The organism is Nonomuraea sp. NPDC050556 (assembly GCF_044457355.1).
GTDB lineage: Bacteria > Actinomycetota > Actinomycetes > Streptosporangiales > Streptosporangiaceae > Nonomuraea.
Genome location: NZ_JBITGU010000004.1, coordinates 869,324 through 891,221 on the forward strand (window position 1 = coordinate 869,324; position 21,898 = coordinate 891,221).

At 71.1% G+C, this 21,898-nt stretch carries 19 protein-coding genes; 9 read left to right on the forward strand and 10 right to left on the reverse strand.

Annotation, left to right across the window (positions count from 1 at the left end):
* Positions 1-214: 214 nt before the first annotated feature.
* The 5 genes from ACIBG8_RS41065 to ACIBG8_RS41085 all read right to left on the reverse strand — a co-directional run bounded on the left by ACIBG8_RS41065 (position 215) and on the right by ACIBG8_RS41085 (position 8,938).
* Complete coding sequence (locus ACIBG8_RS41065; RefSeq protein WP_397348878.1) at positions 215-2,287, reverse strand: putative bifunctional diguanylate cyclase/phosphodiesterase; 2,073 nt, start codon at positions 2,285-2,287, stop codon at positions 215-217.
* Between the two features lie 244 nt (positions 2,288-2,531).
* Positions 2,532-4,694 (reverse strand): NAD-dependent DNA ligase LigA, encoded by a 2,163-nt coding sequence (ligA, locus tag ACIBG8_RS41070; RefSeq protein WP_397348628.1) that lies wholly within the window; start codon positions 4,692-4,694, stop codon positions 2,532-2,534.
* Positions 4,695-4,754: 60 nt separating this feature from the next.
* Positions 4,755-5,162 carry a hypothetical protein gene (locus ACIBG8_RS41075; protein WP_397348629.1) on the reverse strand — a complete coding sequence of 136 codons (408 nt, stop codon included), beginning with the start codon at positions 5,160-5,162 and terminating at the stop codon, positions 4,755-4,757.
* A 14-nt stretch (positions 5,163-5,176) separates the two neighbouring features.
* Complete coding sequence (locus ACIBG8_RS41080; RefSeq protein WP_397348630.1) at positions 5,177-6,187, reverse strand: methionine synthase; 1,011 nt, start codon at positions 6,185-6,187, stop codon at positions 5,177-5,179.
* 9 nt (positions 6,188-6,196) lie between these two features.
* Complete coding sequence (locus ACIBG8_RS41085) at positions 6,197-8,938, reverse strand: histidine kinase (protein WP_397348631.1); 2,742 nt, start codon at positions 8,936-8,938, stop codon at positions 6,197-6,199.
* A gap of 38 nt (positions 8,939-8,976) precedes the next feature.
* On the opposite strand from ACIBG8_RS41085, the gene ACIBG8_RS41090 reads away from it, so the two are divergent.
* The 4 genes from ACIBG8_RS41090 (at position 8,977) to ACIBG8_RS41105 (ending at position 11,898) form a co-directional block, all read left to right on the forward strand.
* On the forward strand, positions 8,977-9,606 hold the full coding sequence (locus ACIBG8_RS41090; RefSeq protein WP_397348632.1) for an MBL fold metallo-hydrolase: 630 nt from the start codon (positions 8,977-8,979) through the stop codon (positions 9,604-9,606).
* A gap of 69 nt (positions 9,607-9,675) precedes the next feature.
* A complete protein-coding gene (locus ACIBG8_RS41095) occupies positions 9,676-10,077 on the forward strand; it encodes a PadR family transcriptional regulator (RefSeq protein WP_397348633.1) in 402 nt (133 codons plus the stop codon).
* A 28-nt stretch (positions 10,078-10,105) separates the two neighbouring features.
* On the forward strand, positions 10,106-10,723 hold the full coding sequence (locus tag ACIBG8_RS41100; RefSeq protein ID WP_397348634.1) for an alpha/beta fold hydrolase: 618 nt from the start codon (positions 10,106-10,108) through the stop codon (positions 10,721-10,723).
* Positions 10,724-10,764: 41 nt separating this feature from the next.
* Positions 10,765-11,898 (forward strand): serine hydrolase domain-containing protein, encoded by a 1,134-nt coding sequence (locus ACIBG8_RS41105; protein WP_397348635.1) that lies wholly within the window; start codon positions 10,765-10,767, stop codon positions 11,896-11,898.
* Here ACIBG8_RS41105 and ACIBG8_RS41110 read toward each other — a convergent pair.
* Together ACIBG8_RS41110 and mnmA are read right to left on the reverse strand one after the other, a co-directional pair.
* Positions 11,877-13,028, reverse strand: coding sequence for a hypothetical protein (locus ACIBG8_RS41110; RefSeq protein WP_397348636.1), 1,152 nt, complete (start codon positions 13,026-13,028; stop codon positions 11,877-11,879). The two genes, ACIBG8_RS41105 and ACIBG8_RS41110, sit on opposite strands and share 22 nt — an antisense overlap.
* 74 nt (positions 13,029-13,102) lie before the next feature.
* On the reverse strand, positions 13,103-14,155 hold the full coding sequence (mnmA, locus tag ACIBG8_RS41115; RefSeq protein ID WP_397348879.1) for a tRNA 2-thiouridine(34) synthase MnmA: 1,053 nt from the start codon (positions 14,153-14,155) through the stop codon (positions 13,103-13,105).
* Positions 14,156-14,705: 550 nt separating this feature from the next.
* On the opposite strand from mnmA, the gene ACIBG8_RS41120 reads away from it, so the two are divergent.
* Entirely contained in the window at positions 14,706-15,758 is a 1,053-nt protein-coding gene (locus ACIBG8_RS41120) for a DUF695 domain-containing protein (protein WP_397348637.1), read from the forward strand.
* Here the strand turns inward: ACIBG8_RS41120 and ACIBG8_RS41125 are convergent.
* Positions 15,751-16,905, reverse strand: a complete 1,155-nt coding sequence (locus ACIBG8_RS41125) for a cysteine desulfurase family protein (RefSeq protein WP_397348638.1) — start codon at positions 16,903-16,905, stop codon at positions 15,751-15,753. The genes ACIBG8_RS41120 and ACIBG8_RS41125 overlap by 8 nt on opposite strands.
* Positions 16,906-16,959: 54 nt before the next feature.
* On the opposite strand from ACIBG8_RS41125, the gene ACIBG8_RS41130 reads away from it, so the two are divergent.
* Positions 16,960-17,460, forward strand: coding sequence for a TetR/AcrR family transcriptional regulator (locus ACIBG8_RS41130; protein WP_397348639.1), 501 nt, complete (start codon positions 16,960-16,962; stop codon positions 17,458-17,460).
* 98 nt (positions 17,461-17,558) lie between these two features.
* The gene (locus ACIBG8_RS41135; RefSeq protein WP_397348640.1) at positions 17,559-18,659 is read left to right on the forward strand and encodes an MFS transporter; all 1,101 of its coding nucleotides are present in this window, start codon (positions 17,559-17,561) and stop codon (positions 18,657-18,659) included.
* On the opposite strand, the gene ACIBG8_RS41140 is transcribed toward ACIBG8_RS41135, so the two are convergent.
* A complete protein-coding gene (locus tag ACIBG8_RS41140) occupies positions 18,656-19,144 on the reverse strand; it encodes a hypothetical protein (protein ID WP_397348641.1) in 489 nt (162 codons plus the stop codon). The genes ACIBG8_RS41135 and ACIBG8_RS41140 overlap by 4 nt on opposite strands.
* A 79-nt stretch (positions 19,145-19,223) precedes the next feature.
* Between ACIBG8_RS41140 and ACIBG8_RS41145 the strand changes: the two genes are divergently transcribed.
* Positions 19,224-19,871 (forward strand): response regulator transcription factor, encoded by a 648-nt coding sequence (locus ACIBG8_RS41145; protein ID WP_397348642.1) that lies wholly within the window; start codon positions 19,224-19,226, stop codon positions 19,869-19,871.
* The gene (locus ACIBG8_RS41150; protein WP_397348643.1) at positions 19,861-21,549 is read left to right on the forward strand and encodes a sensor histidine kinase; all 1,689 of its coding nucleotides are present in this window, start codon (positions 19,861-19,863) and stop codon (positions 21,547-21,549) included. The genes ACIBG8_RS41145 and ACIBG8_RS41150 overlap by 11 nt, the downstream gene beginning before the upstream one ends.
* On the opposite strand, the gene ACIBG8_RS41155 is transcribed toward ACIBG8_RS41150, so the two are convergent.
* The gene (locus tag ACIBG8_RS41155; RefSeq protein WP_397348644.1) at positions 21,530-21,880 is read right to left on the reverse strand and encodes a MerR family transcriptional regulator; all 351 of its coding nucleotides are present in this window, start codon (positions 21,878-21,880) and stop codon (positions 21,530-21,532) included. The genes ACIBG8_RS41150 and ACIBG8_RS41155 overlap by 20 nt on opposite strands.
* Positions 21,881-21,898 lie beyond the last annotated feature (18 nt).

Here is a 21,898-nt window from a genome sequence, read left to right on the forward strand (position 1 = left end):
AATAGGGGCCACCCCCGGATGAGGGCCACCCCCCGCAGGCGCGGGCCACCCCCGCAGAGGCGGGGGCACCCCCGCAGGCGCGGGCCACCGCCGCAAGGCGGGGCACCCCCCGGATGGGGGTCACCCCCGCTTGTGGTGAGTCCCCGCTTGTGGGGAGTCCTGGAGGGGAGTCCCGGAGGGCCTGGCCAACCGATGAAGGGAGTCCGAAGCGTGGTCAGGCGGTGGAGGCTTCGGCTGGGCGGTAGCCCCGCTCTATCTCCGGAGTGCCCTCGAGCCGCTCGCGCAACCACACCGTCGCATCAGCCGGTGACATGGGCAGGCAGAAGAGCCACCCCTGCCCCATGTCGCACCCCATCTCCGCCAACCGGATCGCGACCTCGTCCGACTCCACCCCCTCCGCCACAGACCGCATCCCCAACGACCTGACCAGCTCCACGATCGACCGGACAATACGGTCGTCGTCCGGCGACGAGGCGATCCGCGACACGAACGAGGCGTCGATCTTCACCTCGGAGACGGCCAGCCGCTGCAGGCGGATGAGCGAGGAGTACCCCGTGCCGAAGTCGTCCAGCGCCAACGGCACCCCCAGCGCCGCCAGCGCCTTGATGGTCTCGTGGGTGTAAGCCTGGTCGCCGGTCAGGATGCGCTCCGTGACCTCCAGCTGGATCGCCTCAGGAGGCAGCCTGAACCGGGCCAGCCCCGCCTCCAGCTGGTCGGGCAGCGCCGTGTCCAGCAGGTCGCGCGCCGACACGTTGACCGAGATCTGCACCCGCAACCCCGTGTGCCACCACCGGGCCGCCTGTTCGAGCGCGCTGTCGATGACGTACTCGGTCAGCTGCCGCATCAGATAGGACTGCTCCGCCAGCGGGATGAAGTCGTCCGGCGGGATCGGCCCGTGCACCGGGTGCCGCCACCGCAGCAGCGCCTCCATGCCGTGCACGTGCCCGTCGGCCAGCCCCACCTTCGGCTGGTAGTGCAGCCGCAGCTCGCGGTTGTCCAGCGCCCTGCGCAGGTCGCCGAAGAGGCCGAGGCGCTCTGGCGAGTTGCGGTCCTTGTCGGCCTGGTAGAGCTCGACGCCGGTGCGTTGCTGCTTGGCGAGGTACATGGCGACGTCGGCCCGCTGCAGGAGCAGCTCGAAGTCGGGCGCGTGGTCGGGGTAGAGCGCGATGCCGACGGCCCCGTCGAGGTCGAACGACATGCCTTCGAGGCGCACGGACTCGGTCAGGGCGACGCGGAGGCGCGCGGCGACCTCGCGGGCCGCGGCGGTGTCCCTGATCTTGGGGAGGAGCACGGCGAACTCGTCGCCGCCGAGCCGTGCGACGACGTCGCCCGGCCGTACGGAATGAGTGAGTCTGTGGGCCATCAGCTGCAGCAGGCGGTCGCCGACGGGGTGTCCCAGGGTGTCGTTGACCTGCTTGAGCCCGTGCAGGTCGAGCAGGAAGAAGCCGACCCGCTCGCCGTCGCGCGCCTCGGCGAGCGCCTCCTCGGTGCTGACCGCGAGGAGCTTGCGGTTGGGCAGGCCGGTGAGCTCGTCGTGCATGGCCTGGTGGTCGTGGCGCATGGACAGAGTCGCGGTGAAGTAGACGGCGGCCAGCGGCGCGACGAACAGCGGCACGAGGCCGGGCGAGTCGTCCATGACGACCACGACGAGCGGCGCCAGGCCCAGCAGCCCGGCGTAGACGAGGCCCTGCGGCCCGACGGTGGAGCGCAGGACACGCAGGATGGACCGGCGCTCGTGCAGGGCGACGGCGCTGCACACCAGCGTGGCCCTGACCAGGAAGTAGGCCACCCCGGACAGCGCGATCGCGACGAGGTCGGCGCCGCCGGGCGTCCAGGGCGCGGTCGGGCTGGGCACGATGCCGAAGACGCCGAGGACGACGGCGGCCGCGGTCAGCGCCAGCGTCGACTGGCCGACGTTGAACGTCACCCGGTGCCAGGACTTGCGGGTCACCACCCCGTTGATCGCCACGCCGACGGCCTGCATGAGGATCGCGATCGGCAGGCCGTAGTGGAGCAGGACGGCGAAGGTGAACATGGTCGACGGGTAGGTGCCGCCGACGGGGGCGGCCGAGGAGACCATGACGGGGCGCAGCTCGCCGAGCACCACGAGCACGCAAAGCGCCCAGAACAGGGGCGTGCGGGCCAGGCCGGCCAGCCCGGTCACGTCCAGTCTGAGCAGGGACACGAGGAGCGCGGTCGCGCCGATCGCGGTGATCAGGGCAAGAAAGCCCCACAACGGCGTGCCGACGCGTGGTCCAGTGTCACGGGTGTCATTCGGGTCGGTCATCGGTAACAGCGCCCCCATCAGGTCACTATGGGAGGGTACGACCTTTACCCCACTTCGCGAAACCATCCGCGCACGTTCCGTCACCCCGAGTCGCCTTTATGACGAAATAACTGATCTTGTACGGCTGCCGCCCAAAGGAGGGCTGGGACGGACGCCCGCCCGCCGCAGCAGGCGAGCGGAACCACTACGTCGCAGATCAACGCCCCGAGACGATCAGCCGCACCAGCGAGCGCGCGCGCCGTACTCACGCCTCCGGAGTCACCGCCGCACCCGCGGCCGCCTCCGGCCCCTGCTCCAGAAGAACCTGGAACCCCGCCTCGTCCAGGATCGGCACGCCGAGCGAAACCGCCTTGTCGTACTTCGACCCGGCGTTCTCCCCCACCACCACGAAGGCCGTCTTCTTCGACACCGAGCTGGCCACCTTGCCGCCGCGGCTCGTGAGCGCCTCGGCGGCCGAGTCGCGGGTGAAGTGCTCCAGCGTGCCGGTGACCACGAAGGTCAGGCCGTCGAGGATCTGCGGGCCCTTCTCTGGCGCCGGTTCGTCCTCCATGCGCACCCCGGCGGCCCGCCACCGCTCGACGATCTCCCGGTGCCAGTCGACGGCGAACCACTCCTTGATCGTGATCGCCGTCTGCCCGCCGATGCCCTCCACGGCGGCCAACTCCTCCTCCGAGGCGTTCATGACCGCGTCGATCGAGCGCAGCGCGGCGGCCAGCGTGCGGGCGGTGGGTGGGCCGATGTGCCTGATGGACAGCGCCACCAGCACCCGCCACAGCTCCTTGTCCTTGGCCTTCTCCAGCTCGTCGAGGAGCAGCAGCGCCGCCTGGGACGGCTCGCCGTTGGCGTTGGAGTAGAGGGAGACGACCTTGGGCTCGCCTGTCTTCTCGTCGAGCTTGGGCACCCCGGTCTCCTGGTCGCGGACGACGGACCTGATCGGGGTGAGCTTGTCGAGCGTGAGGTCGAACAGGTCGGCCTCGGTCTTCAGCACGGGCTCCTGGCCTTCCACCGGCTGGGTGAGCGCGGTGGCCGCCACGTAGCCCAGACCGGCGATGTCGAGCGCGTTGCGCCTGGCGGCGAAGTAGACGCGCTCGCGCAGCTGCGCCGGGCAGGTCTTGGCGTTGGGGCAACGCAGGTCGGCGTCGCCCTCCCGCTCGAAGGCCAGCTCGGTGCCGCAGGCGGGGCAGTGGGTCGGCATCACGAACTCGCGCTCGGAGCCGTCGCGCAGCGCGACCACAGGGCCGACGATCTCGGGGATGACGTCGCCCGCCTTGCGCAGCACGACCGTGTCGCCGATGAGCACGCCCTTGCGCTTGACGGTGTCGCCGTTGTGCAGCGTGGCACGCTCGACCTCGGACCCGGCCACGATGATCGGGGCCATCACGGCGAACGGGGTGACCCGCCCGGTGCGGCCCACGCCGACCTGGATGTCGACGAGCTTGGTGTTGACCTCTTCCGGCGGGTACTTGAACGCGATCGCCCAGCGCGGGGCGCGCGAGGTGGAGCCCAGCTCGCGCTGCGTGCGGATGTCGTCGACCTTGACCACGACGCCGTCGATCTCGTAGGCGGGGTCGTGCCTGTGCACCTCGTAGTGGGCGATGAAGGAGTTGATGCCGTCGAGGTCGGGCACCACCTGGTAGAGGTCGCTGACCGGCAGCCCGAACTCGCGCAGGCGGTCGTAGACCTGCGACTGCGCCTTGGGCTCCGGCGCGCCCTCCCACACGCCCACACCGTGCACGAGCATGCGCAGCGGCCGCTGGGCGGTGATCCGCGGATCCTTCTGCCGCAGCGTGCCCGCCGCAGCGTTGCGCGGGTTGGCGAAGGGCGGCTTGCCCTCCTCGACGAGCTGCTCGTTGAGCTTCTTGAAGTCCTCGACCGGGATGTAGACCTCGCCGCGCACCTCGACGAGCGAGGGGATGTCGTCGCCGGACAGCCGGTGCGGGATGCCCTTGATCGTGCGCACGTTGGGCGTCACGTCGTCGCCCGTGCGCCCGTCGCCGCGGGTGGCGCCGCGCTCCAGCTTGCCGTCGCGGTAGACCAGGGCGATCGCCAGCCCGTCGATCTTCAGCTCGCACAGGTAGGGGCCCGGGTTGCCCTCGGCCAGCCGCTCTGCCCTGGCCTGCCAGCTCGCCATGTCCTCCGCGTTGAAGGCGTTGTCGAGGCTCTCCAGCTTCTGCAGGTGCTGCACCTTGGCGAAGTCACCCGAGACGGGCGCCCCGACCTTCTGCGTCGGCGAGTCCGGCGTGCGCAGCTCGGGGAAGGACTCCTCCAGCGCCAGCAGTTCGTTGAACCACTTGTCGAACTCCCCGTCGCTGACGGTCGGCTCGTCGAGCACGTAGTAGCGCCAGCGCGCCTCCTCGACCCGCTCGCTCAGCTCGGCGTGCCGCCCCCGGGCAACGTCAGCGTCCATCCTGGTCTCCTCCCACGACAACAGCCTGGGAGAACGTTATCGCCGGAGACCGACAGAAGGTCAGCCTCCTTGCGCCCAGACACCTTCCCAGATCGAGCACTTCCCGGTGATCTTGACGGACGTACCGCGGCAGACCATCGCTTCGATGGACAGCATGCGCCCCGGATCGAAGGAGAACGCCAGGGGCTTGGTGCCCGAGCAGTTCCTGTAGGTCTTCTTGCCGTGCCCGCCGCCGTCCTTCACCCAGCGGAACTTCAGCCACGAGCACCCCGCCTTGCCCGGGAAGTCGTAGAGCTTGCCCGAGACCACGAATCCGGGCCGGTCGAGCACGACCTTGCCCTTGGCCTTGCCCGCCCGGTCGGCCGAGTAGACCGACCCCCAGCTCCACGTCTCCGGGTTGGACGCCAAGGCGGGCGCGGCCATCAGCGCGAGGGCCACTCCAGCGGCCCCTAACGTACGAATTATCATGAGAAAAAGCGTAGTCAGCCGGTTTGCAGCCCACTTGCAGGATCGTCCCTGAGCACCTCAGCCGCCTTGGCACACGCACGAAGAGCCGCGCGAGCGTACGAAGGAGAGGCCCCGGCCAGACCGCACGCGGGCGTCATCACCACCTGCGACGCCAGCCGGTCGGGCGCGAACCCCAGCCGCCGCCACAGGTCGATCACCGGCTGAGCGATCACCCCGATATCAGGCAATGTCGCGGAAACGCCGGGCACGACGCCCATGAAGAACGCGACCCCCGCATCAATGGCCTCCCCGATGGCGTCGTCGTCGCGCCTGCGCAGCAGCGAGGCGTCCATCGAGATCCCCCGGATCCCCGAACGGCGCAGCAAAGCGATGGGCAGCGCGGGCGCGCAGCAGTGCACGATCGGGTAGACCCCGTCGAGGAACAGCTTCAGCGACTCCTCCACCCGCCACGGCTCGACGGCGGCCAGCCGCCCGAACCCCGAGGCGGTCGGCACGGTGCCGGTCAGCACCCCGGGCAGCCCTGGCTCGTCGAGCTGCAGCACTACCTCGGTGATCCCCGGCACGCGCCTGCGCACCTCGGCGACGTGGTCGGCCACCCCCTGGGCCAGCGAGGCCGTCAGGTCACGCACGGCACCCTGGTCAGCCAGGATCTTGTCCCCGTAGTGGAGCTCGATCGCCCCCGCCAGCGTCCACGGCCCGCACACCTGGAGCTTGAGCGGCCCCGCGTAGTCGTGCCCGACCTCTTCCAGCCCGTCCAGGTCGCGGGCGAGATGGTCGGCCGCGCGCCGGTGGTCGCGTCCGGGACGCCCGGCCAGCCGCCAGCCGGACGGCTGCACCTCCACCGGCAGGTCCACGAGCAGGGCTGCCGTCCTGCCGATCATGTCGGCCCCGACCCCTCTGGCCGGCAGCTCTGGCAGGTACGGCAGAGCCGCGGCCTCGCCGAAGACGACGCGGAGCGCCTCGAGATGGTCCTCACCGGGATGCGAACCGACACCGGTGGACGAAGCCTCTTGCCACGGGAACATACGCCCAGCCTAGAGCGGCAGCCGAGCCAGAACCTCCGTCCCCCCGCCCGCCCCCCTGCGCACCTCGAACCGGCCCCCGACCTCGGCCGCGCGCTCGCGCATGGACGTCAGCCCCACCCCGTGATCCGGTACGGCAGGCAGCCCGACCCCGTCGTCCGACACGGTGACCAGCAGCTCGCCCTGCGACAGCGCCAGCCTGACGAGAGCCGAGCGCGCTCCCGCGTGCTTGCGCACGTTCGTCAGCGCCTCCTGAACGATCCGGTAGGCGGCCAGCTCGACGTCCGCCGGGATCTCGCCGAGCCCGGAGGCCATGACCTCGACCGCCGGTCCAGGCGCCTGGGCGAAGACCTTGAGCGAACCGGCCAGCCCCAGGTCGTCGAGCGACGGCGGGCGCAACCCGTCGACCAGCTCGCGCACGGAGACGATGGTCGAACTCATGCCCTCGCGCACCTGCCCCAGAAGTTCCGCGGTGACCTGCGGGTCCGTCGATCGGCGTGCCGCGTCGAGCGTCATGGTGACGCTGGTCAGCGCGGGTCCGAGCCCGTCGTGCAGCTCCCTGCCCAGCCGCCTGCGCTCCTCCTCGCGCGCCGCCCCGATCCGCTCGCGGGAACGGCGCAGGTCGGCTGCCAGCCGTACGGCGTGGGCCAGTTCCGCCAGGTGTTTCGCCATGACGGCGAGCGGCTCGCGCCTGGATCCCGCGAGCAGGAGGCGGCCGACGGGTTCACCGTGCCAGGCCAGCTCGACGGACCTGGGGCGGTGCCCGAGCTCGCCCTCGGCGAACAGCTCGCCCTCGACCTCCACGCCCGCGCCCTTGGCGCCGATCGCCCAGCGCAGCATCGAGGTGGCGGTGCCCAGCGCCTCCGCCGGGTCCTCCGCCTCCTGGACGCTGCGGCTGAGCCGGTCGGCCGCCTTGTACGGGTCGCGCTCGACGCCGAACAGCCGGTCGACGGAGCTCTGCAGGCGCAGCCGTACGGGATGGAAGATCGCGCCGACCGACAGCGCGGCCACGAGCCCGGCCGTCGGTCCCAGGTCGCCCGCGACGAGGTCGCCGGCCCAGATGAGCGGCGCGTAGACGAGGGCGAGCAGCCCGGCGAGCGTGCCGTACACCAGGGTGCGGTTCAGGATGACCCGGATGCCGTAGATGCGGTGGCGCAGCACGGCCGCGATCACCGCGATCGGCACCCCTGCCGAGATCAGCAGGTGGATGGCGACGAGCACGTCGGCCGTGCCCGTGACCCCCTGCTGGATCACCTGCCTGCCCAGCCAGAACCCCATGTAGACGACCATCGTCGCGGTGTACCAGGCGATCTGCTGCTTGGTGACCCGGTCGGCGCCCCAGTAGCGCACGGTCAGCGCGACCACGGAGGCGAAGCAGAGCGGGATCATCGCGAAGCCGATGTTCGTCTCCAGGAACCACGGCAGCCCGCCGAGCGCCTCGACGCCGAACGGGTTCTGGATGTCGAGGTAGATCTCCTTCTCCGGGTTCGGCATGAGCGACATCAGCACGGAGTGCGTGACGGTGAGGATCAGCACGCCGTACAGGACCGGACGCCACCACTTGGACGGCAGCCGCCCGTCGGGGAAGACCAGCGGCAGCACCCCGCCGAAGGCCATGACGGGCCACACCCACGTCCAGATCGCCGCCCACGCGATGTACGGCAGCAGCGGATGGCCCGGGTCGACCATGTGCAGATAGTGCGCGAGGCAGAAGACCAGCTCGTAGAACGCCCACGCCACGCCGATGCTCCACAGCAGCCACGGCACCAGCAGCCTGGGCCGGTAGGTGATGAGGAACGCTCCAGCGGCGGGGAACAGCGTGCCCAGCGGGTCGATCGGCTGCAGGCCGCCGGACCAGTCGGTCCTCCAGGCCATCCAGGTGGCGGCGAGGACGGCGAGCGGCGACAGCACGCCACCCGCCCAGGCGATCACGGTGACGGGGCTCAGCCGCGCCGCGGGCGGCTGGGGCGGGGGCGCAGGCTTGGGCGGGCGGGCGCGCGTGGGCTCGTCGAGCACCGGGTGCAGGCCGTACACGAGGTCGCGGACGCTGGTGATCGCCTCGGTGAGCTGCTCGCGCACCCGCGACAGCACCGGGTCAGGGTCCTTCGCCCGCCCCGCGCCCTCGACCTCGCCGACCAGAACGGCCAGCGTGGAGCCCAGCCCGTCGTCCAGGACGCGCAGCAGCCTGGCGCGCTCCTCCTCGCGCGCGGCCAGCAACCGCTCGCGCGACGCCTTCAGGTCCTCTGTCAGGCGTACGGAGTGCGCGACCTCGGCCACGTGCCTGGCCAGCATGTCGAGCAGCGCCGGGTCCGGCCGCCTGCCCGCGACCAGCAGCCGGCCTACCGGGCGTCCGTGCCAGACGAGCGGCGTCTCGTGCACCTCGCCGTCCAGCGCGCCGTCGGCGATCGGATCGACGCCGTCCACCTCTACGGCGACGCCGTCGGCGCGCAGAGCCTGCCTGATCGCCACGGCGCCGGAGGCCAGGGCCTGCGCCGAGCCGCCCGCCGCCTGGACGGTCTCGCCGACGCGGTCGGCCAGCTTGTACGGGTCGCGCTCGACCTTGAACAGGCGGTCGACCAGGTGCTGGAGGCGCAGCCGTACGGGATGGAAGAGCGCGCCGGCGACGAGCGCGGCCACCAGGCCCCTCGCCGAGCCCAGCGGGCCGCCGACGGCGATCAGTCCGAAGTAGACGGCCCCGATGACCACCACGAGCACCGTGTGCGCCGCGACACCGGGCAGGTATTTTCGCCCCATATGAGGCTGGATCCTAGAGCTTCTCTAAGGTGATGGATATGGAGCTCACCAAATACGGACATGCCTGCGTACGCCTGGAGAAAGACGGCAAGGTTCTGGTCATCGACCCGGGCGTCTTCAGCGAGCCCGAGGCCGTGAACGGCGCGGACGCCGTGCTCATCACGCACGCCCACTTCGACCACGTCGAGGCGGACCGGCTGCGCGCCCTCGGCCCCGACCTGGAGATCTACACCTGCGAGGGCGTCCTGGAGGAGCTGGAGGGCGTCCCCGCCAAGATCCAGGCGGTACGGCACGGCGACACGTTCACGGCGGCGGGCTTCGGCGTCAAGGCGTTCGGCGAGTGGCACGCGGCCAACCACCCGGACATGCCGGTCGTCGAGAACGTCGGCTTCCTGGTCGAGGACGAGGTGTTCTACCCGGGCGACTCCTTCACCGTGCCGGACGCGCGGGTCGGGACGCTGCTGGTGCCGACGGGCGCGCCGTGGCTGAGGCTGGCCGAGACGATCGCCTACCTGCGCGAGATCAAGCCCGCCAGGGCCTTCTCCACCCACGACGGCCTGTACAACGAGTCCGGGCTGGGGCTGATCGACAACTGGCTGAGGATGGAGTCGGAGAAGCAGGGCACCGACATCAGGCGCCTCAAGTCCGGCGAATCCTACGCCTGGTAGAGCTCGGCGCCCTTCCTGAGCACGGAAGGTAACCCTTGCCGGCTGATCGAGCAGTACGGCAAGGCCCGTGTGGTCAACGTCCGTTCGCGGTTCAGCCTCTACCAGGCGGTCGAGCGCCTGGAACGCCTCGGCCTCGTCGAGGCGCGCGAGACGGAGAGCTCGCCGAGCCACCCCGACCGGGTCGTCTACGCCATCACCGGGAAAGGGCGCGAGACGGCCACCCAGTGGCTGGGCGAGATGCTCAGGAGCACCGGCGACGACTACCCCGAGTTCGTCGCCGCGATCTCCGTGCTGGTCGCCCTCTCCCCCTCGGACGCCCTCGCGCACCTTTCCGCGCGGGCCGCCGTCCTGGCCGCCGAGCTCGCCTGGGTCGAAGGCGTGGTCGAGGACCTGCGCACCGGCAACCTGACCTGGAACGAGCAGTGGCGGCGCGCGGTCGCCGCCGCCTACGACGAGGAGAGCGGGACATGAGCGAGCTGGGAGTGGACGGCGCAGCCGGGTGGACGATCCGTCGCTCGACTTGCCGATCGAGACGCACGCGGACGACGCGCACCGGCTGCTCCAGGCCGTCGGCGGCACCCCGGCAGCGGTGTTCGGCAGCAGCAGCGGCGGCCAGATCGCGCTCGCCCTGGCCGCCGCGCATCCCGACGCCGTGACCACCGTGGTCGCGCACGAGCCGCCGGCCGTCCTGCTCCTGCCCGAGTCCGACCCGCGCCGCGCGCTGCCCGACCAGGTGGACGAGGCCTACCGGCAGGGCGGCGTGGGCGCGGCGATGGGCGTCTTCGCGCAGGGGGCGGGCATGGCGGGCGGCCCTGCTCCGGAGAGCCCCGAGGCGAACGCGCGGATGGCGGAAAAGTTCGCGCGCATGGGCGCCAACGTGGAGTTCTTCTTCACCCACATCGCCAGACCCGCCGCCACCTATGTGCCCGACCTCGACATGTCCGCACGGATCGTGGTGGCGGTCGGGGACGGCTCCGCCGGGCAACTGGCCCACGACACCGGGCTGGAGCTGGCCGCCCGCCTCGGCGTCAAAGCCGAACTCGTCCCCGGTGGACATTCCGGCCATGTCACCCACCCAACGGCTTTCGCCGCGAAACTTCGCGAACTCCTGCGATGACTTTTCGCCCGCCGTACGGTCTTGAGTTCATGAGCCTACGGATGCGCGAAGTTCTGGAACGGCACGTGACCAGTGGCGAGGTGCCCGGCCTCGTCGCCCTCGTGTCGCGGCACGGCGAGACGGACGTCGAGGTGCTCGGCACGCACGAGGCGGGCGGCGGCAGGCCGATGCGGCGCGACTCGATCTTCCGCATCGCCTCGATCACCAAGCAGCTCGCGGCCGCCGTCGCGATGACGCTCGTCGAGGAGTGCCGACTCCGGCTGGACGACCCGGTCGACGACCTGCTGCCCGAGCTGGCCGACCGCAAGGTGCTGCGGCATCCGGACGCAGACCTCGACGACACCGTCCCGGCCGAGCGGCCGATCTCGGTGCGCGACCTGCTCACCTTCCGCCTGGGGATCGGCGCGGTCATGACGCCGTCGCCGCTGCGGGAGGCCATGGCGGAGGCGCGGCTGTCCGAGGGGCCCAGCGGGACGCCGTGGGGGCCGGACGAGTGGATGAAGCGGCTCGGCGCCCTGCCCCTGGCCCACCAGCCGGGCGCTGGCTGGCGCTACCACACCGGCTCCGACGTGCTGGGCGTGCTGATGTCCCGGCTGACCGGGCAGTCGCTGGACGACCTGATGCGCGAGCGGCTGTTCGACCCGCTCGGGATGCGCGACACCGGCTTCCAGGTGCCCGCCGACCAGCTCCACCGGCTGCCCACGGCGTACTCGGGAGACGGCGTGGTCGACGACGCGCGCGACTCGCTCTGGGCGCGGCCGCGGCCCATGCAGTCGGCCGGGGGCGGGCTCGTGTCCACGGCCGACGACCTGCTGGCGTTCTGCACGATGATGCTCGACAAGGGCCGGTACGGCGGAGCCCGCATCCTGTCGCGGCCCACCGTGGAGCTGATGACCACCGACCTGCTCACCGAGGAGCAGAAGGCGGGCAACGAGGTGTTCTTCGGCGAGGGCAGCGGGTGGGGCCTCGGGTTCAACGTCGTCACCAGGCGCACGGAGATCTACGACACGCCCGGCCGGTTCGGGTGGACGGGCGGCACGGGCACCACCGCCTACACCGACCCGGCCGAGGGGCTCATCGGCATCCTGCTGACCCAGCGCTACATGGACTCGCCGATGCCGCCCAAGGTGTTCCAGGACTTCTGGACCGTCGCCTACCAGGAGATCGACGGCTGATCCACGCAGCCGCGGCAGGCGTTGCCCGGCGGGCGGTGGTGGTGGTGCTTGTGCTTGTGACGCTTGGGCTTCTCTACGGTTACCGCCACGGCGCACCCCTCGCCCTTGCCGTCCTGGCAGGTCATGCGCGGGCCGTTGCCGATGATCGCGTTGAGGATGCTCCTGTTGCCCTTGGGCGGGTCGTTGACGGTCGCCGAGTAGGTGACGGTGACCGTCTCCCCCGCCTTCACCGGGCCCTCCCAGGTGAGCATGGGCTTGGAGTAGGTGCCGCCCGCGCTGACGTCGTTGTTGTAGCGGGCGTCGTCGATCACGTCGCTGAGGTCGTCGGAGAACTCGGCGTGATCCTCGTCGGCGTCCCCCTGGTTGGCGACCTTGACGGTGTAGGTGACCGTACCGCCGGGCTTCACGTCGTGGGGTGAGGCGGACTTGGTGATGACGATGTCCGGCTTCTTCTCCGACCACTTCGCCGCGATCCAGAGCTGGCCGACCGGGATGCCGGACTGGACGGTGAAGACGAGCTCCAGCGACTTGACCGGGACGGTGGGCTTGAACCAGCCTGACGCGCCGCTCGTGTCGACCACGTTGCCGCGCAGGGTGCTGGTCGCCGCGTCCCAGGTCGGCATGTCGGTGCCGGGGGTGCGGCCGCAGCTGCTCGGCTTCGGGCTGCCGGTGCAGTAGTTGAACGCGCCCTGCCAGCCGAGCTGTTCGGCCGTGAGCACCTTGCCGTCGGCGCCCCTGGCAACGATCTTCACGCTGTCGGCGTCGATGTCGCCCAGCGCGAAACCCCAGTCGCCCGGGGTGGTGGGGGCGTCGAAGGTGACCGTCGTGGTGGACGGCTTGCCGCCGGACGCGGTGCCGAACTTGAGGTACCCGTGATCCTTGGAGCTGCCGAACTCGGCGCCGAAGGGGGTCTCGGCGTTGAGGAACGTCGACGCCCCGCTCGGAACCTGGAGGCCGCCCGCGTCGGTCACGAAGGTGGCTGCCGGGAATCCGACCGCAGGCACCTCGACCGTGCCGGACTTACCCGACAGCTCCCACTCGGCGTATTCCGCCGCTGCAGCGGCGGCCACGCCAACACTGCTCATCACGCAGGCCAGCGCCGTCAAGGCGACCGCCATGTCCCTGATCATGCGATTCAGCCTGCATGAGGTGCCTTGTGAGGTCGGGTAGGCCTCAGGGCTTATTGCGGAGACTTCGCTCGTTGTTAACGCGCGCTGGAGATAGTCGCCGAGCCGACGACCGTCTCGCCCGAGTAGAGGACCGCGGCCTGACCCGCGGCTACGCCCGTGGCGGCGCGGTCGAGGGCGAGCTGGAGGCCGTCGGGGGTCTCCTCGACGCGGCAGCCGTACACCTCGCCGTGCGCGCGCAGCTGCACCGTGAGCGGGCCCCGCACCTCGGGGCCGTTCCAGAGCGGTCGCACGCAGTCGATCGCGGTGACCTCCAGCGACGAGCGGGGGCCGACCGTGACGGTGTTGGCGACCGGCTCGATCGACAGCACGTAGCGGGGGCGGCCGTCGGCGGACGGGCGGTCGATGTGCAGGCCCTTGCGCTGGCCGACGGTGAAGGCGTAGGCGCCGTCGTGGCTGCCGAGCACCGTGCCGTCCTCGTCGCGGATCTCGCCGGGGGTGGTGCCCAGGCGCTTGGCGAGGAAGCCGCGGGTGTCGCCGTCGGCGATGAAGCAGATGTCGTGGCTGTCGGGCTTGTTGGCGACGGTCAGGCCGCGCCTGGCGGCCTCCTCGCGCACCTCGGTCTTGGTGGAGTCGCCGAGGGGGAAGATCGCGTGGCTGAGCTGGTCGCGGGTGAGGACGCCGAGGACGTAGGACTGGTCCTTGGCGACGTCGGCGCTCCTGGAGAGCACGCCGTCGGTCAGCCTGGCGTGGTGTCCGGTCGCGACCGCGTCGAACCCGAGCGCCAGCGCCCGGTCGAGGACGGCCTCGAACTTGATCTTCTCGTTGCAGCGGAGGCAGGGGTTGGGGGTACGGCCGGCGGCGTACTCGGCCACGAAGTCGTCGACGACGTCGCGCTGGAAGCGCTCGGCCATGTCCCAGATGTAGAAGGGGATCCCGATCACGTCGGCGGCTCGTCTGGCGTCGCGCGAGTCCTCGACGGTGCAGCAGCCCCTTGCGCCGGTGCGGTGGGATTGGGGGTTGGCCGACAGGGCCAGATGCACCCCGGTGACATCATGGCCCGCCTCGGCCACCCTCGCTGCGGCGACAGCCGAGTCGACGCCGCCCGACATGGCGGCAAGCACGCGCATTCCCACCCATCGAGACTACCCTCCTCCCCCATCCCCTCCGCCCACTCGCTTCCCCAACCCACGAACCCCCGCGCCCACCACCCCGCACACACGGGTCCACCACCCCACGACCCACCCCGCACACACGGGTCCACCACCCCACGACCCACCCCGCACACACGGGTCCACCACCCCACGACCCACCCCGCACACACGGGTCCACCGCCTCACTGCCCACCCCGCACACACGCCGCGAGCCCTCACCACCACACCTCTCACCCCATAGGAGGGAGATCCGCAGGCGCACGAGGGGGCGGCGCCCGGGGTGTTAGGGCCCCCAGGGGCTCCGGCATCTCCGGGGGGCGGATCCCGGGGGTCCGAGGATGTGGGGTCCCGCGAGGCCGGGGTGTGGGGGCCGGGGGCCGGGGTGTGGGGGCCCAGGGGTTGTGGGGTCGGGGGTTGCGGGGGTCGTGGGAGTGCGGGGGTCGTGGGAGTGCGGGGCGGAGGGTCTGGGGGGTTGTGGGAAGTGTCGGGGGCGCGGGTGGGGGTGGAGTCTGGGAGGATTTGGCCTATGCGACTGTTCGGACGCAAAGACGACGAGAACCTGCCCGACCAGCCCAGCGACGGCATCGCCGAGTTCTGGGCGTGGTGGGACCAAACCCGCCCCCAGATCGACGCCGCCGTAGCAGCCGGTGAGCCGGAAAAGCTGTCCGACCTGATCGCCCCCGCCGTCGAAGCCGTGGACGAGGACCTGGTCTGGGAGGTCGCCCCCGGCAAGAACGCCATGCAGGCCCTCGTCCTCACCGCCGCAGGCGACCCCGAGCTCCGCTCACTGGCCCACCGCCTGGTGAAGGCGGCCCCGGAACCAGACCTGCTCTGGGAGTTCTACCCCTCGCGCCAGGTGAACGCCCAGGCCCTGGAGCTCACCGTGGACGTCGGCGGCCACGAGTTCGCCCTCGACCAGCTCATGTTCGGCCTCCGCGTCCCCAGGGGCACCTCCCGCATGGACGTCTCAGCGTTCCACCCCATCTTCGAGGAGCTCGACGAGGACAGCAGGATGGAGGCGACCCTGCTCGCCCTCGACTGGCTGCTCGGCGAGGACGACGTGGCCAGGTGGGTCGGCGAGATCACCCCCGCCACCTTCCCCCCGATCGACGCGGTCGCCGCCGTCCATCTGCCCGCCGTACTCGCCGACCTTGCCGGTGAGTTCGCCGAGGAGCAGTGGGCGCTCCTGGAGGGCCAGACCGCGAGCGGCGCCCCGCTGGTCGCCACCACCAGGTACCCGCTGCGCCCGGTCGACTACCCCCTGCTCGACCAGCACATCCAGATCACCCTCCCTTACGCGCACCGCGACGAGAACGGCCTGCCGGTGGGCGACTCGCTGGCCTCGTTGCGCGACTTCGAGGAGCGCCTCGCCGCCAGGATCGCCAAGCTCCAGGGCGACGCCGTACTCGCCGCGCACGTCAGCGCCGAGAGCCACCGGGTGATCCACGTCTACGCCGACCCGACCAGCGACGCCGCGCTCACCGCCAAGGAGCTGATCGTGAGCTGGGAAGAGGGCGAGCCGACCGTGGACGTCATCACCGATCCCGGCTGGATCGCGGTGGCGCACTTCCTCAGCTGATGCCGGCCCTGCGGGCACGTTCCACCACGGCGGGCAGGACGGCGACGAGCCGGTCGACGTCCTCGCTGGTCGAGGTGTGCCCGAGGGAGAACCGCAGCGACCCGCGGGCGCGCAGCGGGTCGGCGCCCATGGCGAGCAGCACGTGGGACGGCTGCGCCACCCCCGCGGAGCACGCGGACCCGGTGGAGCACTCGACGCCCTTGGCGTCGAGGAGCATGAGCAGCGCGTCGCCCTCGCAGCCGGGGAAGGAGAAGTGCGCGTTGCCCGGCAACCGGTTGTCCGGGTCACCGTTCAGCACGACGTCGGGTACGGCCAGCCGTACCCGGGAGATCAGGTCGTCGCGCAGAGCCGTCAGCCGCGCGGCCTCGGAGGCCTGGTCCGCCACGGCGGCCGAGACGGCGGCGGCGAGCCCCGCGATGGCCGGGGCGTCGAGCGTGCCGGAGCGCACGTCGCGCTCCTGACCGCCGCCGTGCAGCACGGAGACCGGCGTCAGCCCCCTGGCCAGCAGCAGCGCGCCCACCCCCATGGGCCCGCCGACCTTGTGCCCGGTCAGCGTCAGCGCGTCGGCGCCCGAGCCGGAGAACGACACGGGGAGCTGCCCGATCGCCTGCACGGCGTCGGTGTGGAACGGTATGCCGTGGTCGTGGGCGATCGCGGCGAGCACGCGGACGGGCTGGACGGTGCCGACCTCGTTGTTGGCCCACATGACGCTGACCATCGCCACGCTGTCGGGGTCGCGCTCGATCGCGGCGCGCAGCGTGTCCGGGTGCAGCCTGCCGTACTCGTCGACGTCGAGCAGCTCGACCTCGGCGCCCTGCCGGTCGGACAGCCAGCGGGCAGGATCGAGGGCGGCGTGGTGCTCGACCGAGCTGACGAGGATGCGCCTGCGCGGCTCGCGCGCCCAGTAGAGGCCCTTGATGGCGAGGTTGTCCGCCTCGGTGCCGCCCGAGGTGAAGACGACCTCGCTGGGCCTAGCCCCCAGGGCGTCGGCGATGCTCTCGCGTGACTCCTCGACCACCCTGCGTACCCGCCTGCCCGCGGCGTGCAGGGACGAGGCGTTGCCGACGTGGCCGAGCTGCGCCGTCATGGCCTCGATCGCCTGGGGCAGCATGGGTGTCGTCGCCGCGTGATCAAGATAGGCGCTCACAGGGCAAGGGTATCTCGTTTGCCACTGTACCGTCCGGACGGTACAGTAAACGGTATGAGACGGGACGAGTTGCTGGATGCGGCAGAGAGCGTGCTCTGCGACCAGGGCTCGGACTCCCTGACCCTGGCCGCGGTGGCCGACCGCGCCGGCGTGAGCAAGGGCGGCTTGCTGTATCACTTCAACAGCAAGGAAGCCCTGATCAAAGGCATGGTCGAGCGCCTGATCCATGACTTCGACGACCTGATGGCCGCGCAGCCGTACGACACCTACACCAAACGCTACGTGGCGGCCACGATGGCCGCCATCCGCTCCGGCCGCCTGCGACGGTGGGCCGTGGTGACGGGCGCTTCAGGCAACATGTTCCTGCTCGGGCCGCTTCGCGAGGCGATGACCCGATGGCACAAGGACGGCCTGGCCGACGAGCTCGACCCGGTGGCCGCCCAGATCGTACGGCTGGCCTGCGAGGGCCTGTGGGATGTGGCGAGCCACGACCCCGGCCTCTACACCGAGGCGGATCTGACCGCCATCGAGGAACGACTTCTCATCCAGCTCTGAAATACCCCTTGAAAGGTTGTGCGATGACGCGCGCCCTGAGGACTGCCCGTTTCGGGGCAATCCTCACTTTTGTCCTGTCCGGTTTGATGGTTGGCACGATGACCGTCCGCATCCCCGCGTTGACCGACAAGCTCGGCCTGGCCGAGTCCACGGTCGGCGTGGTCCTGCTCGCGTGGGGTCTGGGCGCGCTCGTCACGATGCAGTCCATGCGTGGCGTGATGGCCCGCGTGGGCAGCAGGACCGTGTTGCGGATCGGCGGCCCCCTTGTCGCGATCACGCTGCTCGGCATCGCCTACGCCCCCAACCTGCCGCTGCTGATCGCCGCCGCCGCGCTGTTCGGCATGGCGTTCGGCGTGGTCGACATCGCCATGAACGCCCAGGGCTCGACGGTCGAGCAGGCAGCGGGCCGTCCGCTGATGAACGGCATGCACGCCGGCTGGTGCGTCGGCGCGATCTCGGCCGGCCTGATCGGCACCGCGTCGATCGCCCTGGGCCTGTCGCTGGCCGCCAACCTGACGATCGTGGCGCTGATCTCGCTGCCGGCGATGATCTACCTCGGCCGCACGTACCTGCCCGAGAAGGTCTCGGGCGAAATTTCGGCAAAAAGCCGGACGAAGCTTCCGCCGGTCGTCTACCTGCTCGGCGCCATCATGTTCTTCGCCTTCATGGTCGAGGGTACGGTCGCCGACTGGAACGGCCTCTACATGCGCGACGGCCTCGGCGCCACCGAGGCGATCGCCGCGCTCGGCTACCCCGTCTTCGAGGCCGGCATGCTGCTGGCCAGGCTCACCGGCGACCGGCTGCGCTCGCGCTTCGGCGTGAAGGGCATGATGACCGTGTCCGGGCTGGCCACGGCCGCCTTCTTCACCGTCGTGCTGACCGCGGCCACGCCCCTGATGGCCGTATCCGCGATGTTCTTCGTCGGACTGGGCGTGGCCACGATCGCTCCCATGACGGTGTCCCTGGCGGGTGCCGCCACGGACACGCCGGGGCCGGCGATCGCCCAGGCGGGTGCCATGGGTTACGCCGGGCTCCTGCTCGGCCCCGTCGTCATCGGCTTCCTGTCGGACGTCACCTCGCTGCGTACAGCGCTCGGGATCGCGGTGCTGCTCGGCGTCGCGATCGCGGTGGCCGCCCGGTTCCTGCCGCAGGCCCGCTCGGTGGCTCCCTCCCCCAGGGAGCTCGCCAAGGCCGCCTAGTTCGAGAAGGCCTTGATGCGGGTCTCGCGCTCGATGACCCGCTGCTTGGCCTCGGGGAGCGGGTGCTTGGCGTAGGCCTCGGTGTAGGTCCAGCCCCAGGAGACCTGCTCGACGCCGACGCCGGCCTCGTTCAGCAGCTTGACCCACTGCTTGAAGTTGGCCTTGTAGCCGGGCGCGGTTTCCTCCATCTCCGCGGGCATGAGGACCTTCTTGTCCGCGCACAGCTTGATCTTGGCTTCCTGGCCGGGCGCGGGCTCCTTGGTCCCGAGGACGGCGGGCCCGGTCGGGTCGACGAACTTCACGCCCTTCTCGACCAGGCACTTCTTGTAGTCGGCCGCCAGCTTCGCCTCCTGCGCGTCGGTGTAGTCGATCGGGAGCCTGACGCCCTGCTCCTGCGGCGCCGCTGCTGCCATGGCGGCGGTGCCGCCCCCGAGGGACACGGCGGCGAGGATCGTCAGAGCGCTCAGGCGCTTGGTGAATGTCATGCCCCTCACCGTGCCGCGCACTTTTAAGGAACCTGTCAGGACGCGATAGGGATCCGGTTTTGTCACATAACGTGTGGCCATGGCAGCACATGTACTGGTCGCGGAGGACGACGAAGGGCAGGCAGAGCTGGTCCGCCGCTACCTGGAGCGCGAGGGCCACGCGGTCACCGTGGTCCACGACGGGCGGGCGGCGATCGACGAGGCGCGTGCCGTACAGCCCGACGTCGTGGTCCTGGACCTGATGATGCCGCGCGTCGACGGCCTGGACGTGTGCCGGATCCTGCGCGGCGAGTCCGACGTGCCCGTGCTGATGCTCACCGCCCGATCGACGGAGGACGACCTGCTGCTCGGCCTCGACCTGGGCGCGGACGACTACATGACCAAGCCGTTCTCCCCGCGCGAACTGGTGGCGCGGGTGCGCACGCTGCTGCGCCGCGTGCGCGCGGCCGACCAGGCCTTCGTGGTCGGCGACCTCACGGTCGACCCGATCCGTCACGAGGTACGGCGGGGCGGCGCGCTCATCGAGTGCACGCCGGGCGAGTTCCAGCTGCTCGCCACGATGGCGGCAGAGCCGGGCCGGGTCTTCTCCCGCAGCCAGCTCCTCGGGTTCGACCGCTACATCACCGAGCGCACGGTCGACATGCACGTCATGAACCTGCGCAAGAAGATCGGTCCGGGCCTCCTGGCCACCGTCTACGGCGTGGGTTACAAGCTTCATGCGGCGTAGCAGCCTGCTGGTCAAGCTGCTGGCCGGCTCCGTCCTCGTCGCGATCTGCTCCATCACCGCCACCGCCTGGCTGGCCGCCCAGACCACCTCGGGCGCGCTGCGCCAGGAGCGCGGCCGGGCGCTGTCCGACGACGCGCTCATCTACGCCGACCTCGTCGGCTACGCCGCGCGCCACCCCCGCTGGGACGGCATTGAGCCGATCCTGGCCAAGCTGTCGAAGCAGACCGGCCGCGCGATCACGCTGACCACGCAGGACGGCAGACGCATCGCGGGCGGGCAGGCGGCGGGCAAGCCGTCGGCGCTGATCGATCCGCTGGCCGTGGACCCCGCGCTGACGCCGTCGGCCAGGCCTGACCGCATCGACCCCCGAGCCACCGGCCCCTTCACCCTCCCCGCCGCAGAACGCTCCACGCTCACCGCGGCCGCCGAGCGCGCCGTGAGCTGCCTGGCCCGCTACAGCTTCGCCGCCAAGATCGTCACCTCGCCCAGCGGCCGCCCCCGCGTCGACCTGGAGCGCGCCGACCCCGAGCGGGTGGCCACCCGCATGTGCGGCATCGCCGCGCTCAACCGGCCGACCGCCACGGAACGCAAGGCGCTCGCCCGGCTGCAGACGCTGCTCGACAGCTGCCTCGACCGCCGCGACGTCCAGCGCGTCACGCTGAAGCAGAACCTGACGTGGTCCTGGTCCGCCCCGGCCATCATGAGCGGCACCCTCACCAAGGCCGTCAACTCCTGCCTCGACACCAGCAGGCGCGAGCAGCTCGCCGCCACCGTCGCTCCCGCAGCGCTCCTCTACGTCGAGGCGTCAGGGGCGGGCATCGCGCTCCTCCCCCTCGCCGGGGTCGCCGCGCTCGTGCTCGTGCTCACCGTCGCGGTCAGCGTGGTGCTCGCCAGGCGGCTCGTCGGCCCGGTGCGCGCCCTGACCGCCGCGGCGCACCGGATGCGCGACGGCGCGGCCCCCACCCCCGTGGACGTCGCGGCGGGCGGCGAGATCGGCGAGCTGGCCACCGCGTTCAACGCGATGTCCGAGCACAGCAGGCAGGTGAGCGAGCAGCGCAAGGCCATGGTCAGCGACATCGCGCACGAGCTCAGGACGCCGCTCACCAACATCAGGGGCTGGCTGGAGGCGGCAGAGGACGGCGTCGCGCCCATGGACGCCGCGCTGACCTCGCGCCTGCACAAGGAGTCGCTGCTGCTCCAGCACATCGTCGACGACCTTCAGGACCTGGCCGTCGCCGACGCGGGCGGGCTGCGGCTGCACCGCTCGCTCGTGGCCCTCGACGAGCTGCTCGACCAGGCGGTCACCGCGCACCAGGCGCCCGCCGTGGTCGTGTGCCCGCCCATCGTGCTCGACGCTGATCCGGTACGGCTGCGCCAGGCGGTCGGCAACCTCGTGGGCAACGCCGTACGTTTCGGTGGGACCATCACGGTCACCGGCAAGGTCGCGGGCGACCACGTGGAGATCGCGGTCAGGGACACCGGGCCCGGCATCGCGCCCGAGGACCTGCCGCACGTCTTCGACCGGTTCTGGCGCGCCGACAAGTCACGCAGCCGTCAGGGCGGGGGCAGCGGGCTCGGGCTGGCGATCGTGCGGAGCATCGTCACGGCGCACGGCGGCACGGTCACGGCGTCCAGCCCCGGCGGGGCGTGCTTCACGATCAGCCTGCCGTACTGCTGATATATCCCTGCAACGCCTCGCGTGAGCGGGTGAGCGTGCCGATGCGCTCGTCCATGCCGTGCAGGCGGTCGCGCAGGACGTCCAGGAGCTCATCGCAGGACTCGAACGTGGGCTCTGGGCCCATGGCGCAGGGCAGCATGTAGGCGATCACGTCCGTCGGCAGCCCGGCTTCGAGCAGGCGTCTGATCTGCGTCACCTTCAGGACGGCGTCGTCGCCGTAGTCCCGGTAGCCGTTGGCGCCCCTGCGCGGCTCCAGCAGGCCCTGGGCCTCGTAGTAGCGCAGTTGGTGCGGGTTGACTCCGGTCCGCCTGCTCAGCTCGCCGATCAGCATGCACGCTCCCCCTTGACC